General features: G+C 54.6%; 13 protein-coding genes and 1 tRNA gene. 7 read left to right on the top strand and 7 right to left on the bottom strand.

Annotation, left to right across the window (positions count from 1 at the left end; translation table 11 throughout):
• Positions 1 to 37 precede the first annotated feature (37 nt).
• Entirely contained in the window at positions 38 to 11983 is an 11946-nt protein-coding gene (locus tag BLO43_RS13990) for a non-ribosomal peptide synthetase (RefSeq protein ID WP_090907598.1), read from the top strand.
• Between the two features lie 50 nt (positions 11984 to 12033).
• On the opposite strand, the gene BLO43_RS13985 is transcribed toward BLO43_RS13990, so the two are convergent.
• From BLO43_RS13985 to BLO43_RS13970, 4 genes are all read right to left on the bottom strand, one after another.
• A complete protein-coding gene (locus tag BLO43_RS13985) occupies positions 12034 to 13014 on the bottom strand; it encodes an alpha/beta hydrolase (RefSeq protein ID WP_090907597.1) in 981 nt (326 codons plus the stop codon).
• A gap of 31 nt (positions 13015 to 13045) precedes the next feature.
• Entirely contained in the window at positions 13046 to 15367 is a 2322-nt protein-coding gene (locus tag BLO43_RS13980) for a TonB-dependent siderophore receptor (protein ID WP_090907596.1), read from the bottom strand.
• 66 nt (positions 15368 to 15433) lie between these two features.
• The gene (locus tag BLO43_RS13975; RefSeq protein WP_090907595.1) at positions 15434 to 16738 is read right to left on the bottom strand and encodes a lysine N(6)-hydroxylase/L-ornithine N(5)-oxygenase family protein; all 1305 of its coding nucleotides are present in this window, start codon (positions 16736 to 16738) and stop codon (positions 15434 to 15436) included.
• A gap of 10 nt (positions 16739 to 16748) precedes the next feature.
• Positions 16749 to 17843: a GNAT family N-acetyltransferase gene (locus BLO43_RS13970; RefSeq protein ID WP_090907594.1), complete on the bottom strand. Its 1095-nt coding sequence runs from the start codon at positions 17841 to 17843 to the stop codon at positions 16749 to 16751.
• 351 nt (positions 17844 to 18194) lie between these two features.
• Between BLO43_RS13970 and BLO43_RS13965 the strand changes: the two genes are divergently transcribed.
• Both BLO43_RS13965 and BLO43_RS13960 read left to right on the top strand, forming a co-directional pair.
• A complete protein-coding gene (locus tag BLO43_RS13965; protein WP_254773484.1) occupies positions 18195 to 19913 on the top strand; it encodes a cyclic peptide export ABC transporter in 1719 nt (572 codons plus the stop codon).
• A 27-nt stretch (positions 19914 to 19940) separates the two neighbouring features.
• The gene (locus BLO43_RS13960) at positions 19941 to 21182 is read left to right on the top strand and encodes a PepSY-associated TM helix domain-containing protein (protein WP_090907593.1); all 1242 of its coding nucleotides are present in this window, start codon (positions 19941 to 19943) and stop codon (positions 21180 to 21182) included.
• A 64-nt stretch (positions 21183 to 21246) separates the two neighbouring features.
• Here the strand turns inward: BLO43_RS13960 and cgtA are convergent, their stop codons facing one another.
• The 3 genes from cgtA to rplU form a co-directional block, all read right to left on the bottom strand.
• Positions 21247 to 22287 (bottom strand): Obg family GTPase CgtA, encoded by a 1041-nt coding sequence (gene cgtA / locus BLO43_RS13955; RefSeq protein ID WP_074631812.1) that lies wholly within the window; start codon positions 22285 to 22287, stop codon positions 21247 to 21249.
• 97 nt (positions 22288 to 22384) lie between these two features.
• The gene (rpmA, locus tag BLO43_RS13950; RefSeq protein ID WP_074631813.1) at positions 22385 to 22642 is read right to left on the bottom strand and encodes a 50S ribosomal protein L27; all 258 of its coding nucleotides are present in this window, start codon (positions 22640 to 22642) and stop codon (positions 22385 to 22387) included.
• Between the two features lie 12 nt (positions 22643 to 22654).
• On the bottom strand, positions 22655 to 22966 hold the full coding sequence (gene rplU, locus BLO43_RS13945) for a 50S ribosomal protein L21 (RefSeq protein WP_090907592.1): 312 nt from the start codon (positions 22964 to 22966) through the stop codon (positions 22655 to 22657).
• Positions 22967 to 23157: 191 nt separating this feature from the next.
• Between rplU and ispB the strand changes: the two genes are divergently transcribed.
• The 4 genes from ispB (at position 23158) to ampD (ending at position 25283) form a co-directional block, all read left to right on the top strand.
• Positions 23158 to 24126 carry an octaprenyl diphosphate synthase gene (gene ispB / locus BLO43_RS13940; protein ID WP_074631815.1) on the top strand — a complete coding sequence of 323 codons (969 nt, stop codon included), beginning with the start codon at positions 23158 to 23160 and terminating at the stop codon, positions 24124 to 24126.
• A gap of 197 nt (positions 24127 to 24323) precedes the next feature.
• Positions 24324 to 24400, top strand: a tRNA-Pro gene (locus BLO43_RS13935).
• Between the two features lie 25 nt (positions 24401 to 24425).
• Positions 24426 to 24665, top strand: a complete 240-nt coding sequence (locus BLO43_RS13930; RefSeq protein ID WP_074631816.1) for a PP0621 family protein — start codon at positions 24426 to 24428, stop codon at positions 24663 to 24665.
• A gap of 54 nt (positions 24666 to 24719) precedes the next feature.
• The gene (gene ampD, locus BLO43_RS13925) at positions 24720 to 25283 is read left to right on the top strand and encodes a 1,6-anhydro-N-acetylmuramyl-L-alanine amidase AmpD (protein ID WP_090907591.1); all 564 of its coding nucleotides are present in this window, start codon (positions 24720 to 24722) and stop codon (positions 25281 to 25283) included.
• Positions 25284 to 25357 lie beyond the last annotated feature (74 nt).

Below are 25357 nucleotides of genomic sequence, written 5' to 3'. Positions count from 1 at the left end.
TGTCATTGTGGTTATATGTCCCTGCACAGAGCTGTTTATGAATAGTGACGACCTTGCGCAACGGCGTGTACGGTTGACTCCTGAGCAACGCAATCGGCTTGCGCAGCGTTTATCAGGTTCAGGTGCCATCACGCGGTCCGAATCAACCATCCCGCGCAGAGATTCCTCGACGCACCCATTAGTTTCCTACGCGCAGCAGCGGCATTGGTTTTTATGGCAGCTGGAGCCATTGAGCACGGCGTATCACCTGAGTGGTGCGTTGAGTTTAACGGGAAGACTGGATATTGAAGCGTTGCGTTCGAGTTTTGATGCATTGGTGATGCGGCATGAATCGCTGCGCACGGTTTTCCGGGCGAATGATCAGGGGATGGCCGAGCAGATCATCGAAACGGAACAGAAGCTGGATATTCCGGTGGTTGACCTGTGTGATCTCCCACCTACCCAACGCGCGGTGCGTGCGCATGAAGAAGTGAAGAGGATAAACGCAACGCCTTTTGATCTGACGCAAGGCCCGCTGCTGCGGGTGGTGCTCATCAAGACCGCGCCGGAAGAGCACCTGCTGGTTGTGGTGATGCATCATATCGTCACGGATGACTGGTCGAAGCGCATCATCATTGACGAGTTTGCCGCCCATTACCGTGCGTGCGTGCAGGGACAGGCGCTTTCCTTGCCGGCACTGCCGATACAGTATGCCGATTATGCCGTATGGCAGCGCAACTGGCTGGAGGCGGGGGAGAAAGACCGGCAGCTGGCCTACTGGCGCGCCCAGCTGGGGGACACACACCCGGTATTGCAGCTTCCAACCGATCGCCCCCGGCTATCCACCGCCAGCTATCGCGCAGCGCGCTTTTCCTTTGTATTGCCGGCCGCTCTTGTGGCGGGATTGCAGCGTCAGGCCCAACGCCAGGGCGCCACGCTTTTCATGGCGCTGCTGGCCGGTTTTCAGGCCTTGCTGCAGCGTTATACCGGGCTGGATGACATACGCGTGGGCGTTCCGATCGCCAATCGCCACCGGATCGAGGTTGAAAGCATTATCGGCTTCTTCGTCAACACCCAGGTGCTGCGTAACCGTATCGACAGCCGCGCCTCCCTTAGGGTCCTGCTTGACCAGGCACGTGAAGCGGCGCTGGGTGCGCAGGCACATCAGGACCTGCCGTTCGAACAGCTGGTGGAAGCCCTCCAGCCTGAACGCAACCTGAACCAGAATCCTTTATTCCAGGTTATGTATAACCACCTGCGCGAGGATCATCGCCTGCTGGAAAGCTTGCCTGGACTTACCTTAGGCGGTTATGAGGTGGAGGAACAGGCGGCCCAGTTCGAGCTGACGCTGGACACCACCGAACGGCCGGATGGGCAAGTCGGGGCCCTGTTCAGCTATGCCGCCGAATTGTTCGAAGCGGCCACCATTGAACGGCTGGGTGCACACTATCTTCATCTCCTCCAGCAACTGGCCGAACATCCTGAACGCATCCTGGGCGACATTGACATTCTGAGTGGAGAGGAGAAGGCGCAGCTGAAGGCATGGGGAGTCAACGAGCAGCGCTATGCGAATGCCGAGCCGGTGCACCGTCTGATCGAACGGCAGGTGGAAGCCTGTCCCGAGGGTGTCGCGCTGATTTTTGGCGACACCGAGTTGAGCTATGCGGAGCTGAACCGGCGGGCGAACCAGTTGGCACACCGGTTGATTGCCTTGGGCGTCAAGGCCGAGACCAGGGTGGGCATCGCGGTGGAGCGCTCGATCGAGATGATCGTTGGCCTGCTGGCGATTCTCAAGGCGGGGGGTGCGTATGTGCCGCTGGACCCGGAGTATCCGCAGGAGCGGCTGAACTACATGGTGACGGACAGCGGCATTGGCTTGCTGCTGACACAAAGCCATATCAAGGCGCGCATCCCGCATCCGGCGCAGTGCGCGGTGCTGGAACTGGACACGCTGGATGTGAGCGGGGAAGGGACAGGCAATCCCGCCATACCCGTGCACGGGGACAATCTTGTTTATGTCATCTATACCTCCGGCTCTACCGGCAAGCCCAAGGGCGTGGGTGTAGCCCATGGGCCTCTGTCGATGCATGTCCAGGCTATCGGTGAAGTTTACGGTATGACGGCAGCGGATCGGGAGCTTCAGTTTGCATCGATCAATTTTGACGGTGCGCACGAACGCTGGCTTGTACCCCTGGCCTTCGGCGCGGCATTGATGCCGCGTGACAATGATATCTGGTCTGTTGATCGCACTGTTGCCGAGATTGCGAAGCATCGGATAACCATCGCCTGTTTTACACCCGGTTATCTGCATCAATTGGCTGAGCTAATAGGTAATGCCGGCCGCAGTTTGCCGATCCGCTCCTATACCGTTGGCGGCGAAGCAATGACTCGTGCCAGTTTTGATTTCGTGCAAGAGGTACTTCAGCCCCCCCGCATCGTCAATGGCTATGGTCCTACCGAGACAGTTATTACTCCCTTGATTTCTAAAGCTTATCCTGGTACTAGATTTGAGTCCGCCTATATGCCGATTGGTCATCCCGTCGGGGATCGGTCGGCCTACATTCTTGATTCTGATTTCAATCCGGTTCCGCAGGGCGTCGCAGGTGAATTGTATCTGGGGGGTGGCGGATTGGCGCGCGGCTACCTCAATCGTGGCGGACTGACGGCGGAGCGTTTTATTGCCGATCCTTTTGACGAGAAGGGAGGGCGGTTGTACCGCACGGGGGATCTGGCAAGATGGCGCGCGGATGGACAGATCGAGTATCTGGGGCGGCTGGATCATCAGGTCAAGGTGCGAGGCTTCCGCATTGAACTGGGAGAAATCGAAGCGCAGCTGCTGTTACAGCCCGAGATAAGGGAAGCGGTGGTGGTTGCAGGGGAAGGGCCCGGTGTAACAGGGGGCGCCAGGCTGGTAGCGTATGTTTCCCCGCAAGCGGGCGCCAGCATTGACAATGCCGCGCTACGCGAGGCGCTCGGCCAGGCGTTGCCGGATTACATGATTCCTGCGGCGATTGTGGTGCTGGAGCGTTTGCCGCTGAATCCGAACGGCAAGGTGGATCGCAAGGCGCTGCCCGAGCCGGAATTTACCAGCATCAACCACTATGAGGCGCCCCAGGGCGAGGTGGAAGAAGTATTGGCGGGCATCTGGGCCGATGTGCTCGGTATTGGGCAGGTGGGGCGCAATGATAACTTCTTTGAGCTGGGTGGCGATTCGATACTCAGCTTGCAGATAGTGACCAAAGTACGTCGTGCGGGCTGGAAGATCACCCCCCGGCAACTGTTCGAACGGCAGACCATTGCCGCGCTGGCCGTAGTGGTCGCCCCGGCAGAAGGGCTGGCTGAAACGATACAGAAAGATATAGGAAACACTTCAACGGGTGCGAGCAGCCTCGTGCCGCTGCTCCCAATCCAGGTTGAATTCTTCGCACAGGAAATTCCTGTCCGGAATCACTGGAACCAGGCCGTGCTGCTCAAAAGCAGCCAGCTTCTGGATATCGAATGCCTGGCTCGGGCGTTGGAAGCCGTGGTGCGTCATCACGATGCCCTCCGTTTTCGCTATGTAAAACAATCGGCCGGCAACTGGCAACAGACTTGCGGCGAACCTGTTGCCCAAAATTTGCAGGTTGTGCCATGGGTACGTCATGCTGCCAGTACCGAGCAGTTCGAGGCGTTATGCAATGAGGCTCAACGCAGCTTGAATCTGACGGAAGGCCCGCTATTGCGAGCTCTGGTCATCGAAATGGGCGATGGTACCCAGCGACTGCTGCTGGTTATTCATCATCTAGTGGTTGACGGTGTTTCCTGGCGTATCCTGCTTGAAGACTTGCAGAATGCCTATGATCAATATCGGAGAGGGGTATCGATCACGCTGTCCGAAAAGACGAGCGGCTATCCGATGTGGGCGCAACGGCTCCAGAGCTACGTTCATAGCCATGGGGATGAACTACCTTACTGGCAAGGCTTGGCAGATATACCCGTTTCCCTGCCTAAGGATTATCCGCAAGGCCCGAACAACGTTCATCATCAAGTCAGCATTATCCTCGGGCTCGACCGCAGGCAGACGCAAGCCTTGCTCAAGCAAGCTCCCGCGGCCTACCGTACCCAGGTTAATGACCTTTTGTTGACCGCGTTAGGAAGCGCCTTATGCCGGTGGAGCGGACACGAGAAGATCCTGGTCGATCTGGAAGGTCATGGACGCGAAGATTTATATGCGGACATCGATCTTTCGCAAACGGTGGGCTGGTTTACCAGTCTTTATCCGGTGATCCTTGATCCCTCCGGTGATTTGGAACAGAGGATCAAGCGTATCAAGGAGAGCCTGCGGCAACCACCCAACAAGGGATTGGGCTATGGCTTATTTAAATACCACGGTACGCCGGAACAGCGGCGGGCCTTGGCATGCGTACCCAAGGCGGAAGTGGTCTTCAACTACCTGGGACAATTCGATGCCAGTTTTGACGAAGCATCGTGGACGCTGGCGACCGAGCCTGCCGGTGATTTAATGGATGCAGCCGTGGTGCCGACCCATGACATATCCATAAATGGTCACGTCTATGCGGGTGAACTCAGCCTGGAAGTGAGTTATAGCCAAGCTCGCTATGCCAAAGCCACGATCAAGTCCTTTGTGAAGGACTATCAGGCTGAACTCGAAAGATTGATTACCCATTGCACCAGCGGGATCTGGGGCACCACGCCATCGGATTTTCCCCTGATTCAGGTCACGCAAGATGAGCTAAATGGTTTGCCAATTCCAGCAGAACGGCTTGATGATCTTTATCCGGTTTCGCCGATGCAATCGGGAATGCTGTTTCATAGCGTATATGATTCCGACGGCAGTCTCTATGTGAATCAGTTGAGAGCCGACGTCGAAGGATTGGACGTGGAGCGATTCAAGGCGGCGTGGCAAGCTGCTGTGGATCGTCATGACGTATTACGCACAGGCTTCCTGCATCAGCGTGATGTGCCGCTTCAGTGGGTAGCCAGAGCTATTGAGCTGCCGCTGACGGAATATGATTGGCAAGACCAGTCAAGCCGGCAATCAGTGAATCAGGAACAGGATCTGCAGGCGCTGGCCCGGTCAGAACACGCTCGCGGTTTCGATCTGACACAACCCCCGCTCATGCGTTTGGCATTGGTGCGCCTTGCCAACAAGAAGTATCACTTTATCTGGACCATTCATCATCTGCTGCTGGATGGCTGGAGTGCTTCCCAGTTGATGAGCGAAGTGTTGCAGCAGTATGGCGGAATGAGACTGTCTTCATCGGGAGGTCGCTATCGCAATTACATCGAGTGGCTTCAGAGCCGCGATATGAATGCGTCGGAGATCCATTGGCGGGAACAACTACGCGGCATGGGCGAGCCAACCCGACTGGCTGATGCTTTCTCCGCGCATGGCGAAGATTCTGGTTACGGCGAATACACAAGTGTAATTGAGCGCACTGCTACAGCGGGTTTAATCGATTTCGCAAGGCGCGAGCGCGTCACCGTCAATACCCTGATACAGGCCGCCTGGGCATTGCTCCTGAATCGTTACACTTGCCAGCCAGCAGTTGCTTTCGGCGTAACCATTGCGGGCCGGCCGGATGATTTGCCAGGGGCTGACCGGTTGCTAGGGCTTTTTATCAATACTCTGCCTGTGATCGCGATGCTGGATCCAGAGCAAGAGATATCCGCTTGGCTACGTGAGTTGCAAGCGCAGAATCTGTCCTTGCGTGAACATGGGCATACGCCATTGTATGAAATCCAGCGCTGGGGAGGGCAGGGCGGCCAGGGGTTATTCGATAGTATTCTGGTGTTCGAAAACTACCCGATGGACGAGGCTTTGCAGCAATTCGCATCAAGCGAACTCGTCTTTTCCGCCGTCAGAAGCCGGGAAGTTACCAATTATGCCTTGACTGTGTCGGTAACACAGGCAGACACGCTCAATCTTCAATATAGCTACACCGGTAAGGATTTCTCGGAGATTAATATAAGCCGCATCGCGGCACAGGTGGAAAGGTTACTCCGCGAAATTGTGCAGGGTTCAGGACGCATCCTGGGCGACATTGATATTCTGAGTGGAGAGGAGAAGGCGCAGCTGAAGGCATGGGGAGTCAACGAGCAGCGCTATGCGAATGCCGAGCCGGTGCACCGTCTGATCGAACGGCAGGTGGAAGCCTGTCCCGAGGGTGTCGCGCTGATTTTTGGCGACACCGAGCTGAGCTATGCGGAATTGAACCGGCGGGCGAACCGGCTGGCGCATCGGTTGATCGGCTTGGGCGTCAAGGCCGAGACCAGGGTGGGCATCGCGGTGGAGCGCTCGATCGAGATGATCGTTGGCCTGCTGGCGATCCTCAAGGCGGGGGGTGCGTATGTGCCGCTGGACCCGGAGTATCCGCAGGAGCGGCTGGACTACATGGTGACGGACAGCGGCATTGGCTTGCTGCTGACGCAAAGCCATATCAGGGCGCGCATCCCGCACCCGGCGCAGTGCGCGGTGCTGGAACTGGACACGCTGGATGTGAGCGGGGAAGGGGCAGGCAATCCCGCCATCCCCGTGCACGGGGACAATCTTGTTTATGTCATCTATACCTCCGGCTCTACCGGCAAGCCCAAGGGCGTGGGGCTGGCGCACCATGCCCTGGCCGAACATGCCCAGGCAGCGGTCGGCTTCTTTGGCCTGAGCGCGGCCGACCGGATGCTGCTGTTTTCCACCATCAATTTTGATGGTTTCATCGAACAGTTTTTCCCGCCCTTATGCGCAGGTGCAGCCATTGTCTTGCGCGGTCCCCAGCTATGGGACAGTGACACCTTCTATCGCGAGCTGATAAATAAACGCATCACGGTTGCGGATCTCACCACCGCCTACTGGTTCTTGCTGGCCCAGGACTTTGCCCGGCAGGGTCCACGGGACTATGGGCTGCTGCGGCAGGTGCACGCGGGTGGCGAAGCCATGTCGCCCGAAGGCATCAAAGCCTGGCGTGAGGCCGGGCTCGGCGGCATTACCCTGCTTAACACCTACGGTCCGACCGAAGCCACCGTGACGGCCACCGCCCTGGATTGCGGCAGTTATTCGAGCGATGATTCCGTGCCGATGCAGGTAAGCATTGGTACGCCGCTTGCCGGGCGTAGTATTTACTTGCTTGATGCCAACCTGACTCCCGTCATACCGGGGGTTGCGGGCGAATTGTGCATAGGGGGGGATTTACTGGCGCGCGGCTACCTCAATCGTGGCGGACTGACGGCGGAGCGTTTTATTGCCGACCCCTTTGATGAGAAGGGAGGGCGGCTGTACCGCACGGGGGATCTGGCGAGATGGCGAGCGGATGGACAGATCGAGTATCTGGGGCGACTGGACCATCAGGTCAAGATTCGAGGCTTCCGCATTGAACTGGGAGAAATCGAAGCGCAGTTGCTGTTACAGCCCGAGATAAGGGAAGCGGTGGTGGTTGCGGGGGAAGGGCCCGGTGTAACAGGGGGCGCCAGGCTGGTAGCGTATGTTTCCGCGCAAGCGGGCGCCAGCATTGACAATGCCGTGCTGCGCGAGGCGCTGGGCCAGGCGTTGCCGGATTACATGATTCCTGCGGCGATCGTGGTGCTGGCGCGTTTGCCGCTGAATCCGAACGGCAAGGTGGATCGCAAGGCGCTGCCCGAGCCGGAATTTACCAGCATCGACCATTATGAGGCGCCGCAGGGCGAGGTGGAAGAAGTACTGGCGGGCATCTGGGCCGATGTGCTGGGTGTCGGGCAGGTGGGGCGCAATGATAACTTCTTTGAGCTGGGTGGCGATTCGATACTCAGCTTGCAGATAGTGACTAAAGTACGCCGTGCGGGCTGGAAGATCACCCCCCGGCAACTGTTCGAACGGCAGACCATTGCCGCGCTGGCCGTTCTTGCGGAAGTAGCTGAACCCGTACAGGTGGTGGCAGTTAAGCCCGAGAGAGGCTACTTGCGCGACTATCTGAATATCGGGGCGATCACTGCACTGCCGTTTGGAGAGAATGAGATCGAGGATATTTATCCCCTGGCGCCAATTCAGGAAGGGATGCTGTTTCATACCCTGGAAGCACCGGGCACGGGACTCTACGTGACCCAGCTCAGTGTTGCGGTGGAGGGTCTTGACCCTGAACGCCTCGCGGACGCATGGCGAGCCATGGTCGCACGGCATCCGGTATTGCGCACGGGTTTCTTGTGGCAAGCTGGATTGGCACGCCCGCTGCAGATTATATTCAAGCAGGCTGATACTCCTGTTATGCAGTTGGATTGGCGCGGAATGGATGGGCTGGAATCGCGGATTGCCGCTTATGCGGACGAAGACTTGAAGCGTGAATTTGATTTCCTCACCCCTCCGGTAGCGCGGCTGACTCTTATCCGCTTGAATGAAAACTGTCATCAGCTGGTGTGGACGAAGCATCACATACTGTTGGACGGCTGGGGCGACTCCATGCTGATCAGCGATTGGCTGCGCTCCTACGCCGGCGAAACCCTTGACGCACCGGGTCCGGGTTATGGTGATTATGTGCGCTGGCTCGCGCAACAGGATGCAGAAGCGACCAAAGCTTTCTGGAAAACCGAGCTCAAACAGGTCGAGGGCGCAACCTTGCTATCGAACGCCCTTCGGACGACAGCGAAAGCGGACGGCCTGGATAAGCGAACTGGCTATGCCCAGATCTATACGCATTTGAGTAGTGAAGAAACCGGGAAATTGCAGGCATTCGTGCAGCGGGAACGAGTCACGCTCAACACGCTCGTACAGGCAGCATGGGGACAGCTTTTGCAACGCTACACCGGAAAGGATACGGTTGTATTTGGGGTTACCGTGGCCGGCCGGTCGCCGAATTTACCAAAATCCGATGAGATTCTCGGATTGTTCATCAACACCATTCCGGTTCCGGTTGAGCGGCGCAGCGATTTGACGGTGAGTGAGCATCTCGCTATGCTGCAAAGTGTCAATGCAAGACTACGCGAATACGAACATACATCGCTAGCCGATATCCAGCGATGGGCAGGCTCGCCCGGGCAGCCTCTTTTCGACAGTATCGTTGTGTTCGAGAACTATCCCATCGCCGAGACGTTGCGCAGTAATGAACTATATGGTCTTCATTTTGGTGATATTGAAGGCAAGGGCCTGACCGGTTACGCGATGGACTTGCAAGTCGTTGTCGGCGACACGATCGAGATCGAATATTCATACGGACGAAATGATTTTAGGGATGACTTCGTGCTGGAGCTGCGAAGCCATATGGAATTTTTGCTGCGGGAAATGATGGCCCATCCGGAACGGGCGCTAGGCGAACTGCCATGGATGGGAGCCAAAGAGTTTAATCAAGTAATTTCATTAGGATGTAATACGCATGATCTTGCGACCAGCACCCCGGTACGTTCGTACCAGCCGGTACATCGCCTGATTGAACATCATGCCAGGGTGCAACCCGGCGCTATCGCGCTATTGATGGGTGAACAGGAGCTTTCATACGCCGAACTGAACGCACGGGCAAACCGGCTTGCACATCACCTGATCGATATGGATATCGGCCCGGAAATCCGGGTGGGTGTGGCAATGGAGCGTTCGCTCGACGTGATTGTGGTGCTGCTTGCCATACTCAAGGCCGGAGGGGCGTATGTGCCGTTGGATACGGAATATCCAGCTGACCGGCTTTCATTCATGATGGATGATAGCGCCTTGTCCCTTCTCATTACGCAAAACAATGTATTGCCCAAGCTTGTAATCACCACCGGGGTGCGAACGTTGATACTGGATTCAACCTATCTCGATGCTGAGCAGGATTCGAATCCCGAGGTTTCGGTTAATGAGCATAATCTCGCCTATGTCATTTACACATCGGGCTCCACAGGCATTCCCAAAGGGGTGGCAGTGACGCATGGCCCGCTGTCGATGCACTGCCAGGCCACTGCCGAGATTTATGGCATGAGCTTGCATTCATGCGAATTGCTTTTCATGTCATTCTCTTTTGACGGGGCCCATGAGCGCTGGCTGACCGCACTCACTGTCGGTGCGGGACTCGCGGTACGCGACCAGGAATTGTGGACCGCTGAACAAACCTACGATGCACTGCACCATTATGGTATTACCAACGCTGCCTTTCCACCCGCCTACCTGGGGCAGGTAGCGGAATGGGCTGCGCCCCGCAATGATCCGCCGCCGGTGGAGCTCTATGTATTCGGCGGTGAAGCCATGCCCAAGGCCTCGTATGACCTGATCCGGCAAACGCTGCGGCCGCGTATCCTGATCAATGGCTATGGACCCACCGAAACGGTCGTTACGCCATTGATCTGGAAGACCGAGGCCAGAAACAGTTTTGATTGCGTTTATGCACCCATCGGCCGTCCCGTGGGTGAGCGTACCGCGTACGTGCTGGACGTCGACATGCAACCGGTGCCCATGGGTACAGTAGGTGAGCTTTATATTGGCGGATACGGATTGGCACGCGGGTACCTAGGCAGAGCCGGTTTGACAGCCGAGCGCTTCGTTGCCGATCCTTTCGACGGCAATGGCGGACGTCTCTATCGCACTGGAGATCTGGTGCGATGGCTGAATGACGGCAATATCGAGTATATCGGCCGCGTCGACCATCAGGTAAAGATTCGCGGCTTCCGCATCGAACTGGGCGAAATCGAGGCCCGTTTACGTGAAGCAATCGGAATAGCCGATGCAGCAGTTATCGTACACGAGAGTGCAACGGGCGCCCAGCTGGTTGCCTATGTGGTGCCGATGGATGACCTGCCGCCGCCCGACCTTGCTCGGCGGCTCAAGCAGGAGCTCGGCAATCGCCTGCCTGACTACATGCTTCCCGCGCATATCATGACGCTCGCGACCCTGCCACGATTACCCAGCGGTAAGCTCGACCGTAATGCGTTGCCGGAACCGGGTGTTGCTATCGGTCTGAGCTACCGCGCGCCTTCGACCGACCAAGCCAGGATGCTGGCAAAAATCTGGCAGGAAGTGCTTGGCGTCGAGCGCGTGGGAGAAACCGACAACTTTTTTGCGCTGGGTGGAGATTCGCTATCGAGCCTGAAAGTGATGGCCAAGATGCGCAATCTGCCCGGTGTCAAACTCAACTTCAAACTGCGCGACCTGATGCAGCGTCCCACCATCGCGGGTTTACTCGGGCTGGATATACTGGCTCCGCAAGACGTCCAGCCGCTGCTGGCACTCAATCAGCCGTGCGAAGAGGCAGCGCCACTATTCTGCATTCACGCGGGACTGGGCACGGTATTCGACTATCAGCCTCTGGCACGCTTGCTTCAGGGTGAACGGACAGTATACGGTCTTCCTTGCCGCATGCTGACGGATCCTCAACACCAGGATAGTTCGCTTGAAAAAATGGCGGCAGACTATTGTCAGATGATCCGTCGCATCCAGCCGCAAGGGCCATATCATTTGACTGGCTGGTCTCTGGGCGGCACGCTGGCAGCCATGATCGCTGCATTCCTGGAGGCAGATGCGCAAATGGTAGCATTTCTCGGCCTGATTGATCCCTTTATTCCGGGCATCGAGCAACCCCAGCCCGATAACTGGCGCCAGGATTTCTCCGATTTCATCTCTGTGGTTATCCCAGGCATGACGTTAAGCGAGATGGACACCGATTCATCCGGTGGCGAAATGACGGAAGCACAGGCAGTTTCCAGCTTGCTGGAAAAACTTTTTCTAACCGAAAGGATGAGAGGGCGTACAGAAGGCGATCAAGCAATAGGAGGCTATACTGACATGGGAAAAGAAGAATTGGCGCATACCTTTGCCGTCGCGCGTCAATTGAAAGCGCTGTCGCTACAATCTTCCGCATTGACTGCTTTGCAAGGCCGGCCAACATGCTGGTGGGCGGCCGAACGTCCATTGCCGGACCGGGATGCGCTTGCTTCGCAGATAGATCAAGATAAGTTGCTTTCCATCGAACTCGAAGCTGACCATTTTGCCATCGTGCGGGAGGAAGCTCTGTTACTGGGGATAGTATCTGCGCTGGCAGCGATTCCGCCCTTGGCTACGGAGAGCAGGGTGGCTGGCTAAATCATGCCAAGTAGCCCTTTCAAGTTTCACAGAAAACTGGAAAGAAGCGTTCAGTTTTCCCCTTCAGGAAGTTGGGAAGAAAATGCTTTCGCAAGCGCCTGCGATATATCCTTTCGTACCAGTTCGGCTTCGTTCACGATATTTCCGAGACGGGCAAAATCGTGAGTCATTCCTTCATAGACCTTGAGCTGAGTGGAAACGCCTGCCGCCTTCAGTCTATCCGCATATGCGACGCCTTCGTCCACCAACGGATCATATTCGGCCAATGCGATAAATGCGGGGGCAAGCCTGCTTAGGTCAACCACTTCAAGGGGCGCAAAACGCCAATCCGTACGATCCTCGGCGTTGCGCAGGTAATTGCTGAACATCCATTGTAGCGTCAGAGCTTCAAGCAGATATCCCTGGGCCAGGCGGCTGTGCGATCCGGTGTCCTGCCAGGCACTGGTGCAAGGATAAAGAAGTACTTGTAATACGGGCTGCAGCCATCCTTCGTCACGCGCAGCGATCGTCAACCCCGTTGCCAGCGTTCCCCCCGCGCTATCGCCACCCACTGCGATACGCTGGGTATCTATTCCGCACGTGGACCCATTCGAAAGCAGCCATAGATAGGCGTCCTGGGCATCGTCAACAGCCGTGGGAAATTTATGCTCGGGGGCAAGCCGGTATGCAACGCTCAGTACGCAGCAGGGGGTGAGTGCGGACAACGCACGACAGAGGGAATCGTGTGAATCCAGGCCGCCAACACAGTACCCGCCGCCATGAAAATAGAGCAGCGCAGGTAACAATGTCCCATCATGGGCCGGGATAGCAGGTATATAAAGCCGCGCGTCGATCTGATTGCCATCCCGGCATGGGATCACAATGGATTTTGCGCTGGCGACATCCATTCCTTCGGCATCAAGTGCCAGCGTGGAGTTATCGTACTGGGCACGCGCTTGTGCAGATGACAGTTCGTGCAGCGGTTGCGCACCATTGGCGATGCCAGCCTCGACCAGTTCGAGAAACGCGGCAAGATCCGGGTCAAGCGGCATCGTATATATCTCGACTTATGAGGGTAATTGGTTAAAAATTAAGCTTAAGTGTGCCAATAACCACTCGTTCCGTGCCCCGGAAAAAATTTCCGCCAGCACTTGCCGAATAGTATTTTTCATTGAATATATTGTTCGCATTGATGAAGAAACGCCAAGGGCCGTGGTCATAGCGGACAACCGCATCGAAGAGGGTGAACGATCGCGTGGTGCTGGTATTCTCCTCATCGTTAAACACCCTGCCCACGTAGCGAACTCCGCCTCCAATACCGAAACCCTTCAGCCAGCTTATATTCAATGCATCGAAGTTGTAATCGAGCCAGCCTGAGGTGGTCGTATTGGGGACCCGAATCGGCATCTTGCCTACAGTACCATCGGCACCATCAAGCACCTTGACGTCGTTATAGGTGAAAGCCCCGATTAAATTCATTCCTCGGAAAATTTCCGCCCGTGCTTCCACTTCCGCGCCGCGAGAACGAATTTCCCCTACTTGTATAAATTGATTAGCAAACGAAGACACATTCGGATTGGCAGTAAGAACATTGGTTTTCGTCAGTTCGAACAGCGCCACTGTAAACAGGTTTCTGGTGCCCACCGGCTGGTATTTGATCCCCACTTCGTACTGGGAAGCGCGGGTAGGATCGAATGGTGCGCCGTCGGCTAGTCCAGCTTGCGGCAGGAACGATTGCGAGTAACTCGCATAGGGCGCGATTCCGTTGGAAAAAAGATATGTCAGGCCGGCTCTGCCCGTATAGGCGGAATCTCTATTTTGGAAATTTTGTACAGGGTTTTCACCTAAGTCGGCGAGAAATGGAAATACGCCTGCAGTGTTGTTAGACACCCTGTCATGACGGCCGCTCAGGGTGAGAACCCATTTTTCATATTTGATCTGATCTTGTATGTAGAAGCCGACTTGGTCGAGCCTTTGCTTCGCATCGGTATTCAGATCAGTGGGTGTCGGTACCGGCTGGAAATATACGGGATTGAATACATTCAGGCTCGGCGCATCTCCCGTAAATTTCAAGGCTGTGGAATTCATGCGGTTCCAGTCGATTCCAACCAGCACCGTATGATTTACCGGCCCGGTGCTTAATTTGCCTTGCAGGTGCGTATCCAGGACAGTCTGATTAATTTTTTCTGTGGTTGAAAGCGCCGAGCGTAGCAGAAGACCGCTGAAATCATCCGGGAGATATCCGATCGAGGTTAAATCCCTAAAATTGCCGCTCTGGCTCTGGTAACGAAAATTCTGCCGTATGGTCCAGGTCTGGTTGAAGTGATGTTCAAGTTTATAGCTGAACGAAGCCTGGTTTGTGGAGTACCGGCTAAACCCGGGATCTCCCTGCACCGCATTGGTAGGAGTGTTGCTAAAGCTCCCGAATGGATCCCCTACGGGTGCTGCTGGATAAAATGCCCCGGCACCAGCGCGGTTGTTCAGGATATCACCAAAAAGCGTAATGGATGTCCTGTCGCTGGGGCGCCATGTCAGCGACGGAGCAATATAAAAACGCCTGATTCCGGCGCGGTCTCCATTGGTATTGGGAAAGCGGACCTGAGTGTCCTGGTCAAGGGCTGAAGTGACAAGGCGGAACATGAGCGTGCCATCCGCATTGGCCAATCCAAAATCGGCGGAGACCCGCTTGCGATCGAAATTGCCATACTGGATTTCGAATTCGCGGATCGGGGTAGCCGTGGGAAGCTTGGTGACGCGATTCACGATCCCCCCCGCATCGCCGCGGCCGAACATGACTGAGGAGGGGCCGCGCAATACGTCTATCCGCTCAAGCGCATACGGGTCGGTAATAAAAGCACCGAAAAAAACCCCCGTCGCTGCCTGGTTCAAATTATCCCGAAAATTCGCAGTAGTTTGAACATTGAAGCCGCGCATGCCCAGATACTCGAAGCCTTGTCCACTAAAGCCAAATTGATCGGCCACGACTCCCGGCACATAGCGCAGCGCTTCAGTGATATTGAGGTTCACGGCGCGCATATCCATCTCATTGCGATTGATGACGGAAATGGACTGCGGTACTTCGATAATCGGTGTGTCGGTTTTTGTCGCGCTCAGCGTGCGAGTGGTCACATAGCCAGGAATGTGTCCTGTATCCTTGACCACCACCGTCGGCAGCACCGCCGCCCCTCCAGCGTCCGCGGGTTTGGGATTGTTTTCCTGTGCATCGAGTACACTCGGGGCGACTGGCTTTCCCTTCGTGTCCGGTTTGGCCGATTCGGTGCCAGCCTGTTGCGCATGGGCATAACCGGTGACGGATAAAGCCAGGAATGTGTACTGCAGGGCACGTGAAATTACAGTGTGTTTCAGGTGTTTCAGCCCTATGTTGGTTTTTGTGTAGGCTTTCATAGTTGTAGTTGCTCGTGGTTAAAAAAAGTGTGGAATTGACTGCATTAAACTAAAGAAATAAAAAATTTACCGGCCGGCAACCGCCCGTATTGGATTATCTGCTTGCGTTGCTCCGGGCTGATTGACTACGCCCAGCAATGCTTGTCCTATCTCATCCGTGCGAACCGCAGTGACCGAAAGTAGGGTATCGCTCAAACCGTGGCTCGATTCGCAGGCACCTTGCAGGAAAATGGCGGGCCGAAAGTTTGGTGTACTCTGCAAGCAATATTGACGGTCGACCGCGAACTCGCCCATATAAGGCGAAAGTGGTTTCAATAGCGATTTGTGGTGGTCCCGGTTATAGCCAGTGGCAAGTACGATCGCGTCATAGGTGGTAACATGCTCGCGACCGGCATTCAGATCCCGCAGAACCAATTGAATGCCTTCCGGCAAAAGATTGGCGCTGACCACTTCGTGACGACGCAGGAAGTGGTGGCGCTCATTGCCCGTGACTCTTTGCTGATAGAAAACATTGAAAATTTGTTCTATCAGAACGAGATCGGGTGCTGCGTAATTGGTGTGCCAGAACTCGTCGAGGAGTGCGACGCGATCCTCATCGGAGCGGCTGAAAACGAACTCAGTGAAATCGGCATTAAAAATTTCGTTGACGAAGGGACTGTCATCCGACGGTTTGATTGCACGAGCGCGCATGATCAGGTCGACATGTGGAGCGCCGGGGCGATTGTGTAAATCCATGAAAATTTCCGCGGCGCTTTGACCTGCTCCTACGACCGCTATCTTTTTGGCACTGCCATGCTGTGCGATCTCACGAAGGTATGCGCTCGAATGAAACACGCGTGGATCGCCTTTTAAAGACAGGAAGCACTCGGGAATGCTGGGCATGCCGCCGACACCAACGATAAGATTGCGGGTGAGCCGTTCATGAATCGCGCCGTCCGAATCACGCGAGCGCACGCGCAGGAGTGCGACTTCGTCATTTCGTTTTTCGGGGAGGACTTCCAAAACTTCTTCGCCATACGCACAGCGATCATTGAAATGCGACGCGGCCCAGGCCAGGTAGTCGTTAAACTCGTGTCGGCTTGGAAAAAAAGTTTTCAGGTTGATAAAGTCTTGCAGCCTTTGCTTCTGATGCAGGTAATTGATAAAAGTGAAATAACTTGAAGGATTTCGCATGGTCGCCAGATCCTTCAGGAAGGAAATCTGCATATGCGTGTTATCCAGCATCATGTTGGCGTGCCAGGCGAAACCCGGCTGCTTTTCGATAAAGAACGCGTCTACATTGAACCCATGCTGTTTTTTTTCCTCCAGGGTAATGGCAAGCGCAATATTGGATGGGCCGAAGCCAATACCGATCAGGTCATGAATTTGCATGGCGATATCCTCAGAGCGGAGTGGCGGAGATTGACATTGCTACGGCATCGCGGGGAACCCACAATTGTTCAACAAAGAAGCGCTCCCGCAACAGCATGCTGAGCATGGCGCGTTTGTGAGGGAAGTCGAACTCCTTGAGATTGGCGTAGCCACATTTGACTAGATTGCGAATCATCTTGTAATTATCCGAACGAGGTTCAATGACTATGCGCCGCGTTCTGCAATCATCGAGAAACAGGTAATGGGAAAGGGATGGCATCCATGCGGTAACAAAAGGCTTGCCCCGAAAGTGGGGTTCTCCGATCAGTACATGCCAGCCGCGGTCAAAATCGTCCGCATCGTAGAAGGGAGCAATCCGATCTTCCTTCGCCCAGTAAACTTCAAAATAACCAAATGCTTCGTCGTCAAAACAACCAACAAGCCCGATGGTATGCGGATCGGCAGCGATGCCTTCCAGATAGGTCTGGTGTTTGGCAAGGTCACCTTGTTCTCCCCATGAGTGTGCTACCACCGGATCATTCATCCAGCGATTGAAGCGTTCCAGATCGTATTCGATATTCACGGCCCGGAAGGAAAGCGTGCGGTCAAGCCATGGAATGTGCCGTTGATAAACGATACCGGCCGGTTTAGGTGGTCTCAATGGGTGGCGACGGCCCTGGCTGAAGACGTAAGATGAGGGAAAGGCGTATGGCTGAGGTGAAGGGAGCCAGATTCTGGCTTGCTGCCAGAAAAGCTCACTATAGGCAATTGGGTGATTGTTCCCGTTTCTGAGTAAAACCCCGGATTGAAGTAATTCGTCGGCCTGCCCAACGGGTGCCACGAGGTTCAACTGATGTTGATTGGGATAACGGGTAAAGGAGGCTTCGAGCGCTGCCAGCAATTCGGCCGTATCCGGCATGCCAGAATGAGTATCGGTCCATTCCAGCTTTAATTGGCCAGATTGCTGGGTCAGTTTCCACCTTGATGGATTTTCTTCTCCATCAACGGTCTGCAACAGCAGCGTATTGCCATAAAGCGTTGCAACATAGAGGGTTCCATCAGGGCGGGATTTCAATGGTGTCACATGAGCGGATGGCTCCTGAATTTGCTCATGCTGTATACCCATCAATGAACTCCTGGCAGAACTTAGTTTGAGGCAAATGATCCCTATAGTGGAGAAAGACGAATGAGAAACGTTATTATTTAATAACTTTTTGAACGTAATGAATATCGATTGGATTTAACTAAGAATCTCATTCGGAACCTACTGGATTGGCGTTGCCGGCACATGCCGGATTCATCGCTCCGGCGGTTTCGTGCTTATAGATTCACAAGAATGACGGTCGAAGGCGAAGGGAGAGGAAACGAAGCTGCAGTCTGAGCAGCAGGAGAGAAAATTGCTGGGCGCGACACCATGAAACCAGCGCGCTTTGCAAAAGGAACTATTACGACATTGTGCTCTTAGCAGTAAATATTCATGGTGATCATTCGTCACCTTCATATTCATCTTTATTACGAGACAGCCGTGCTTAAGTATCTCATCAGCCAATCAAAAAGATTACTAATAGGTGCATCGATTGCAAGCGTAGTGCATGGTGCTTGCAGTGTATTCCTGTTGGCGCAGATCAGTTCCGCGCTTACGGCCGAAGCACCGGATCGCATGGAAATGGCACTGATTTTTGGGGGAACCGCAGTTGCGGTCATGCTGAGCTATATGGTTGCGAATATTTTATTTGAGCGCTTGGGGCAGCGCGCCCACGCTGAATTGCGCAGCTTTATCGCGAAGCGCGTGATAGCTTCCGATTACCGGCATCTTGAGTTGATCGGCGCCGCACGCGTACAATCGGCGTTATCCGAGCATTGCACGCATGTTGCTGAATTTTTTGTGAGTTTCCCGATAATCCTGACCAATGCAGTCATCGTGGCTGGATGTCTGATTTATATGGCGCTGCTTTCCTGGCAAGTCTTCTTGCTCGCGGTTATTGTTATCGGGTTCGGCTCGCTGGGCTACCATCTTGCCCATTTGCGTGCGATACGGCATTTAGATACTGCCGCTCAGGAGCAGGACAGGCTGTTTGCCTATTTTCGCTCCCTAACCGATGGGGCCAAGGAGTTACGTCTGAATCGTGATAAACGGGTTGCATTTTATGATAACGTGCTAGGGAAATCGATTGAGATCGTCCGCCATGAACGGACTTTTGGCATGTCGCTGTTTATTGGTTCAGCAAGCTGGGGTAATTTCCTGATCTATGCTTTTATCGGCATGGTATTGTTCGTGCTGGTGGGTGACGTGCCTGACCGGGCGTTAATCATGACGGGCTTCGCACTGGTGTTTGTTTATATGGTGGGACCGCTCGAAGCACTCCTGTTGAATATTCCGCGAGCTAACCTGGCACAGGTGTCCGCGGATCGGATTGACGAGATTACACGCACTATGGCAGCGTCGGAAGAGCAGACAGATGGACTTTCTCCACCGTCATTGCAATCCATTAAGCTTCAAGGCGTATTGCATCGTTACTATCATGAACAAAGCGACGAATTGTTTACCATGGGTCCGATAGATCTGGAGTTTTGTCCGGGACAGATCACCTTTCTGGTCGGCGGTAATGGCAGTGGCAAGACAACCTTAGCCAAATTGCTGGTCGGGCTCTACCCACCGGAAGAGGGGCAGATAATCTTCAACGGCACCGTGGTGGACGAGACAAATCGCGATCACTACCGGCAGCTATTTTCGACAATCTTTTCCGATTTTCATCTTTTCGATCGCCTGCTCGAAACGGGGGGCGTCGATCTGGACAATGAAGGCAACCGGCTTCTGGCCAAACTACATTTGCAAAACAAGGTAAAGGTCAAGGATGGCGCCTTTACTACGCTTGAGCTGTCACAAGGACAGCGCAAGCGCCTGGCGCTAGTGGTGGCTTATCTGGAGAACCGGCCCTTCTTTATGTTTGACGAATGGGCGGCGGATCAGGACCCGGTATTCAAGGAAGTATTTTATCGTGAGGTGCTTCCCGAGTTACGTGCCATGGGTAAGGCGGTACTGGTAATCTCGCACGATGATCGCTACTTCCACCTTGCCGATCGTCTGATACGCATGGAGAGCGGTTGCCTGACCCTTAATAGCCAGGCGGCGATGAAGGACAAGGACAGTCTGGCGTCCGCAACACCATCGGTAGCCTGTAGCAATGCGGTTTGATGCCATGAAGCGGAGTATTGCGTTGCAATGTCCAATGTAATCGAGCAATTCGAAAAACAACGCGCTGCCAAACTGTCGATCGGGCGTAGTTTTCTTGTCCTGATGCACCGTTGGGCCGGTCTTTTTCTGGCCGTATTCTTGTTCATTTCCGGTCTTACCGGTGCAATAATCTCATGGGATCATGAGCTGGATGAGTGGCTTAACCCGCAACTATTCGAAGCGCGCGGGTTGGGAAAGCCGCTCCCTTCATTGCTGATTGCCGAGAAACTGGAAGCAGCCGATCACCGGTTGATGATCACCTGGGTTCCGCTCGCGGTGGAGTCTGGACACAACCTGGGGGTGGGCGTCGGCCCGCGTCTTGATCCAGCGTCCGGCAAGGCGTTCGAACTGGATTTCAATCAGGTTGCGCTCGATCCCGTGAGCGGGGAAATACGAGGAAAACGGATGTGGGGAGAGGTCTCGCTCAGCCGTGAAAATTTACTCCCATTCCTGTATAAGTTGCACTACAGCATGCATATCCCCGATGGGTTTGGGATCGAGTTTGGTGTCCTGTTCATGGGGATCCTTGCCATTGTCTGGGCTCTCGACTGCTGCATTGCGTTATGGATTTCGTTCCCCAAGGCGAGCGCATGGCGTAAGTCTTTCATTTTCCGGTGGCGGCAGGGCCGCTCCAAACTCAATTTTGACATGCACCGTTCCGGCGGGGTGTGGGTGTGGGGATTCTTGCTGCTTCTGGCCGTCACCGCAACGTCCATGAATCTCAATCAGGAGGTGATGAGGCCGCTGGTATCGCTATTCTCGACGCTGACCCCAAGCCCCTTCACGGGTACGCCCAATCCACCTGACCAGCCTATTGAACCGGTGGTTAACCGCCACGCTATCATCCAGCTCGCTACCGAGGAAGCTAAAAGGCTTGGTTGGGACGCCCCACCAGGCGGAATATTTTACGTACCCGAGTTTGGTATCTATGGCGTGACTTTCTTCGAGCCGGGGCACGAGCATGGAGATATTGGCCTGGGCAATCCATCCCTGTATTTCGACGGCAGGAATGGATCGCCTGCCGGGGTCAATATACCAGGCACCGGCAGTGCCGGAGACATCTTTATGCAAGCCCAGTTCCCCTTGCATTCCGGCCGTATCCTCGGTCTGCCCGGCCGTATTTTTATTTCCGTGATGGGGCTGCTGGTAGCAACGCTCTCCGTTACCGGTGTGATTATCTGGCAGAAGAAGCGCTGGGTACGAAAGAAAATGCTTGGAAAGATCGATTGAGGAAGCGGATGGCACATTTCAATGTATCGATTCTTCAGGACTTAGTAAATCAGCCTTTCACCCATCACGTGATTGGCTCCTGGTTTCCGGTTACTGATTCCTGCTCCAGATGCTCCATGATAGCGTAGGTGAGGGCTTTGCAGCCTTCGCCGGACAGCGCTGAGATGGTGAAGCTTTTTCCTTTCCAGCTCAGACTGCGAATGAATTTCTTGCAAATCTTTTCGCGTTCATCTTCGGGTAGCAGATCGGTTTTATTCAGTACCAGCCACCGCGGCTTCTGGTAGAGCGATTCATCGTATTTTCCGAGCTCCTTGACGATGGCTTTGGCTTCGCGTACGGGATCAATGCTCTCATCCAGCGGGGCCATATCCACGATATGGAGCAACAGACGGGTGCGCGTGAGATGCTTGAGAAAGCGATGGCCCAGTCCGGCACCCTCTGCCGCGCCCTCTATCAGACCGGGTATATCCGCCATCACGAAACTGCGATTTTGATCGACGCGTACCATCCCAAGGTTAGGGTGCATCGTGGTGAAAGGATAATCCGCGACCTTCGGGCGGGCAGCGGAGACCGCGCGGATCAGCGTTGATTTGCCGGCATTGGGCATGCCCAGGAGCCCCACGTCCGCCAGCACCTTGAGTTCCAGTTTAAGCTCGAATTCCTCCCCCGGGTCACCAAGGGTAAATTGGCGAGGCGCACGATTGGTGCTGGACTTGAAATGCAGGTTACCAAGCCCGCCCACACCACCCTTGGCCAGCAGCACCTTTTTTTCATGGTGCTCCAGGTCCGCGATGGCATCTCCCGTCGCGGCATTGGTGATGACCGTACCTACCGGCATGCGCAATACAATGTCGTCAGCGCCCTTGCCATAGCAGTCGGAGCCGCGACCATTCTCTCCTTTTTTGGCACGATGCAAACGGGCAAAGCGATAATCCACCAAGGTATTGATGTTGCGGTCAGCAATGGCGTAAATACTGCCGCCATGCCCGCCGTCGCCCCCTGAGGGGCCGCCTTTTGGAATGAATTTCTCCCGGCGGAAGCTGGCGACGCCATCGCCTCCCTTCCCGGCAACCACCTGGATTATTGCTTCGTCTATGAATTTCATAAGATAATTTTTCCAGCCGGATTTTCATGCATAAATATGCAGGCTTAAAATGAAAAAGCCCTGCCGGGCTGACAGGGCTTTTTCGCGCTGGTTATGGTTAGGCCGGTATGATGCTTACGGTTTTGCGTTGCGTTGCGCCTTTAGTGCGGAAGTTTACTGTGCCGGTAATCTTGGCGAACAGGGTGTGATCTTTACCCATGCCCACATTGTCGCCGGCATGGACCTGCGTGCCGCGCTGACGAATAATGATACTGCCGGCCGGGATCAATTCGCCGCCGTAGCTCTTTACACCCAGACGTTTGGAATTCGAATCACGACCATTTCTGGAACTGCCACCTGCTTTTTTATGTGCCATGGTAAACTCTCCCTATGCTGAAATGCCAGTGATCTGGATTTCAGTATAATTCTGCCGATGTCCCTGATGTTTCTGATAATGCTTCCGTCGCCGCATCTTGAAAATACGCACCTTGTCGTGTCTGCCCTGGTTCAGTACAGTCGCCTTAACCGAAGCGCCGCTGAGCAGCGGTTTGCCCATCGAGACATTGTCGCCGTCGGAAATCATCAATACCTGGTCAATCGACAGCTCGCTGCCAATATCCGCCGGTATCTGTTCTATTTTAAGTTTTAGTCCGGCTTCAACGCGGTATTGTTTTCCGCCGGTTTTTATGATCGCGTACATGTTCGACTCCAGTCATTGCTCTCTCGGGATGCCCCGAAAGAATTAAACGCGCATTATACATACCGGCCCCTCCAAGGTCAAAGGCCTGTTGCGAATGAGTTTTGTGTCAAAATATGCGGCTAGCCGAATTGTCGAGCTTGACACGTTGGCCGTGACGTTTCTACCATGGCACCTTTTTTGCGGGAACCCCTGTGTCTATTGAACGTATCAGAAATCTTATCGCCCAGGACATGGATGCGGTGGACGCGGTTATCCGCGACAAACTCTATTCCGATGTGGGACTTATCCGGCAGGTAAGCGAATATATCATCAACAGTGGCGGGAAGCGCCTGCGGCCGGCACTGGTGATTCTTGCCGCGGGTGCATTCGGTTATTCCGGCAGGTATCATTTCAATCTTGCGGCAGTCGTGGAATTCATTCATACCGCGACCCTGCTGCATGACGATGTCGTTGATGCATCGGAATTACGGCGCAGTAAAGCTACCGCCAATGCCTTGTTCGGTAACGCCGCCAGCGTGCTGGTCGGGGATTTTCTATACTCCCGCGCATTCCAGATGATGGTGGAAGTGGACAACATGCGTGTCATGCAGGTATTAGCCGATGCCACCAATACGATTGCCGAAGGTGAGGTGTTGCAGTTGCTCAATTGCCGCGATCCCAACGTTGATGAGGAAAACTACCTGCGGGTGATTCGATATAAGACCGCCAAACTATTTGAGGCGGCGACCCGGTTGGGGGCGATTCTTGGCAATGCCACACCGGCAGAGGAAGAAGCGATGGCTGCTTATGGAATGCATCTGGGTACAGCCTTTCAGTTGACCGATGACATGCTGGATTATTCCGGGGATTATCAGGAAACGGGCAAGAATCTGGGTGACGATCTGGCCGAAGGCAAGCCTACGCTACCATTGATTTATGCAATGAGAACAGGATCAAGTGAACAGGCCACTATCATACGTAATGCGATTGAGCAGGGCGGAGAGGGCGGCTTCGGACCGGTTTTGGAAGTTATCCAGCAGACTGGAGCACTGGCTTACACGCGGCAGCGGGCACAAGCCGAATCTGACACGGCATCCGCAACGATTTCATCAATCCAGGATTCTGATTACAAGGAGTGTCTGTTACAGCTGACCACCTTTGCGGTGGCGAGAAATTATTAGACAGACAGTTTTCGGCGCCAGGACCGGCGATCGGGCTTGCGACTAAAGTTCAAGGTTCGCGAGAGGCTTCTGGAATAATTTTGGATTGCCCGGATGCCCCTTCCTGCGTACAATTGCTGCCCACGCACCTGGTGGATGTAATTGTTGGAAATGTTGCGTGCTATTAATAATATACGTAAGTCGCTGATTAAATAATTCGGGGTGTAGCTCAGCCTGGTAGAGTACTGCGTTCGGGACGCAGGAGTCGGAGGTTCGAATCCTCTCACCCCGACCAATTTTGATACGGTAACGGAGACGCGTTGGGTAGACTACTGTTCTTCGTCCTTATCGCCGTGCTCGTTTTCTGGGCAATACGAAGCTATCGGCGCGGATTAAAAAAGCGGCAGGAAGAGGCTCAAAAAGAGTCACCATCTATCGAGAGTGAAGATATGGTGCGCTGCACTCATTGCGGTGTGCATTTGCCGAAAAGCGAAAGCATTCTCTCCGAAGACAAGTTTTTCTGTAGTGATGAGCATCGTCATTTACACCTGCAGCGATAGATTTCAACGCTTCCGAATATACGGCGATTCAGGTAACGTGGACCCCGGCAGCGTGTGAAGGCCAGCCCCCTACAAATTGACGAAACGGGCTGCCTGGACGGTGTACGCTTCATTCCTTCACTTAATTGCGACGAGCGTCCGGCCGGATGTGCGATCGATTTGCTGGTGATCCATAATATCAGCCTGCCACCGGAGGAATTCGGCGGTGACGGTGTCATTGAGCTATTCACCAACAGGCTTGATCCCGAAGCGCATCCCTACTACCAGACTCTGCGCGACCTCAAGGTTTCCACCCATTTTCTCATCCGCCGGGATGGTGAGCTCATCCAGTTTGTTCCCTGCGAAAAGCGTGCCTGGCATGCGGGAGTATCTAGTTGGCAAGGCAGGGCTCGCTGTAACGATTTCTCAATCGGCATAGAACTCGAAGGCAGTGATGCCACGCCGTTTACCGTCAGCCAGTATGAGGCGCTGGTAGCGCTCACGCTGGCGTTGCAAAAGGCCTATCCTATCACCGGCATCGCCGGGCATTCAGACATTTCGCCGGGCCGCAAAACCGATCCGGGACCTTGTTTTGACTGGGAGCGCTATCGTGCGGCTCTGATTGCCGCCGGCTGTTGATTCGATGAGTAAACGGTACAAAGCAAACAGATGGAGTTCCGCTATCGCGGGAATGGCGGAAAGTAAAATGTCAT

This window comes from Nitrosospira sp. Nsp13 (assembly GCF_900101945.1).
GTDB lineage: Bacteria > Pseudomonadota > Gammaproteobacteria > Burkholderiales > Nitrosomonadaceae > Nitrosospira > Nitrosospira multiformis_D.
Note: the sequence above shows the minus strand (reverse complement) of the source record. Positions and strands in the feature narration are given on the sequence as shown.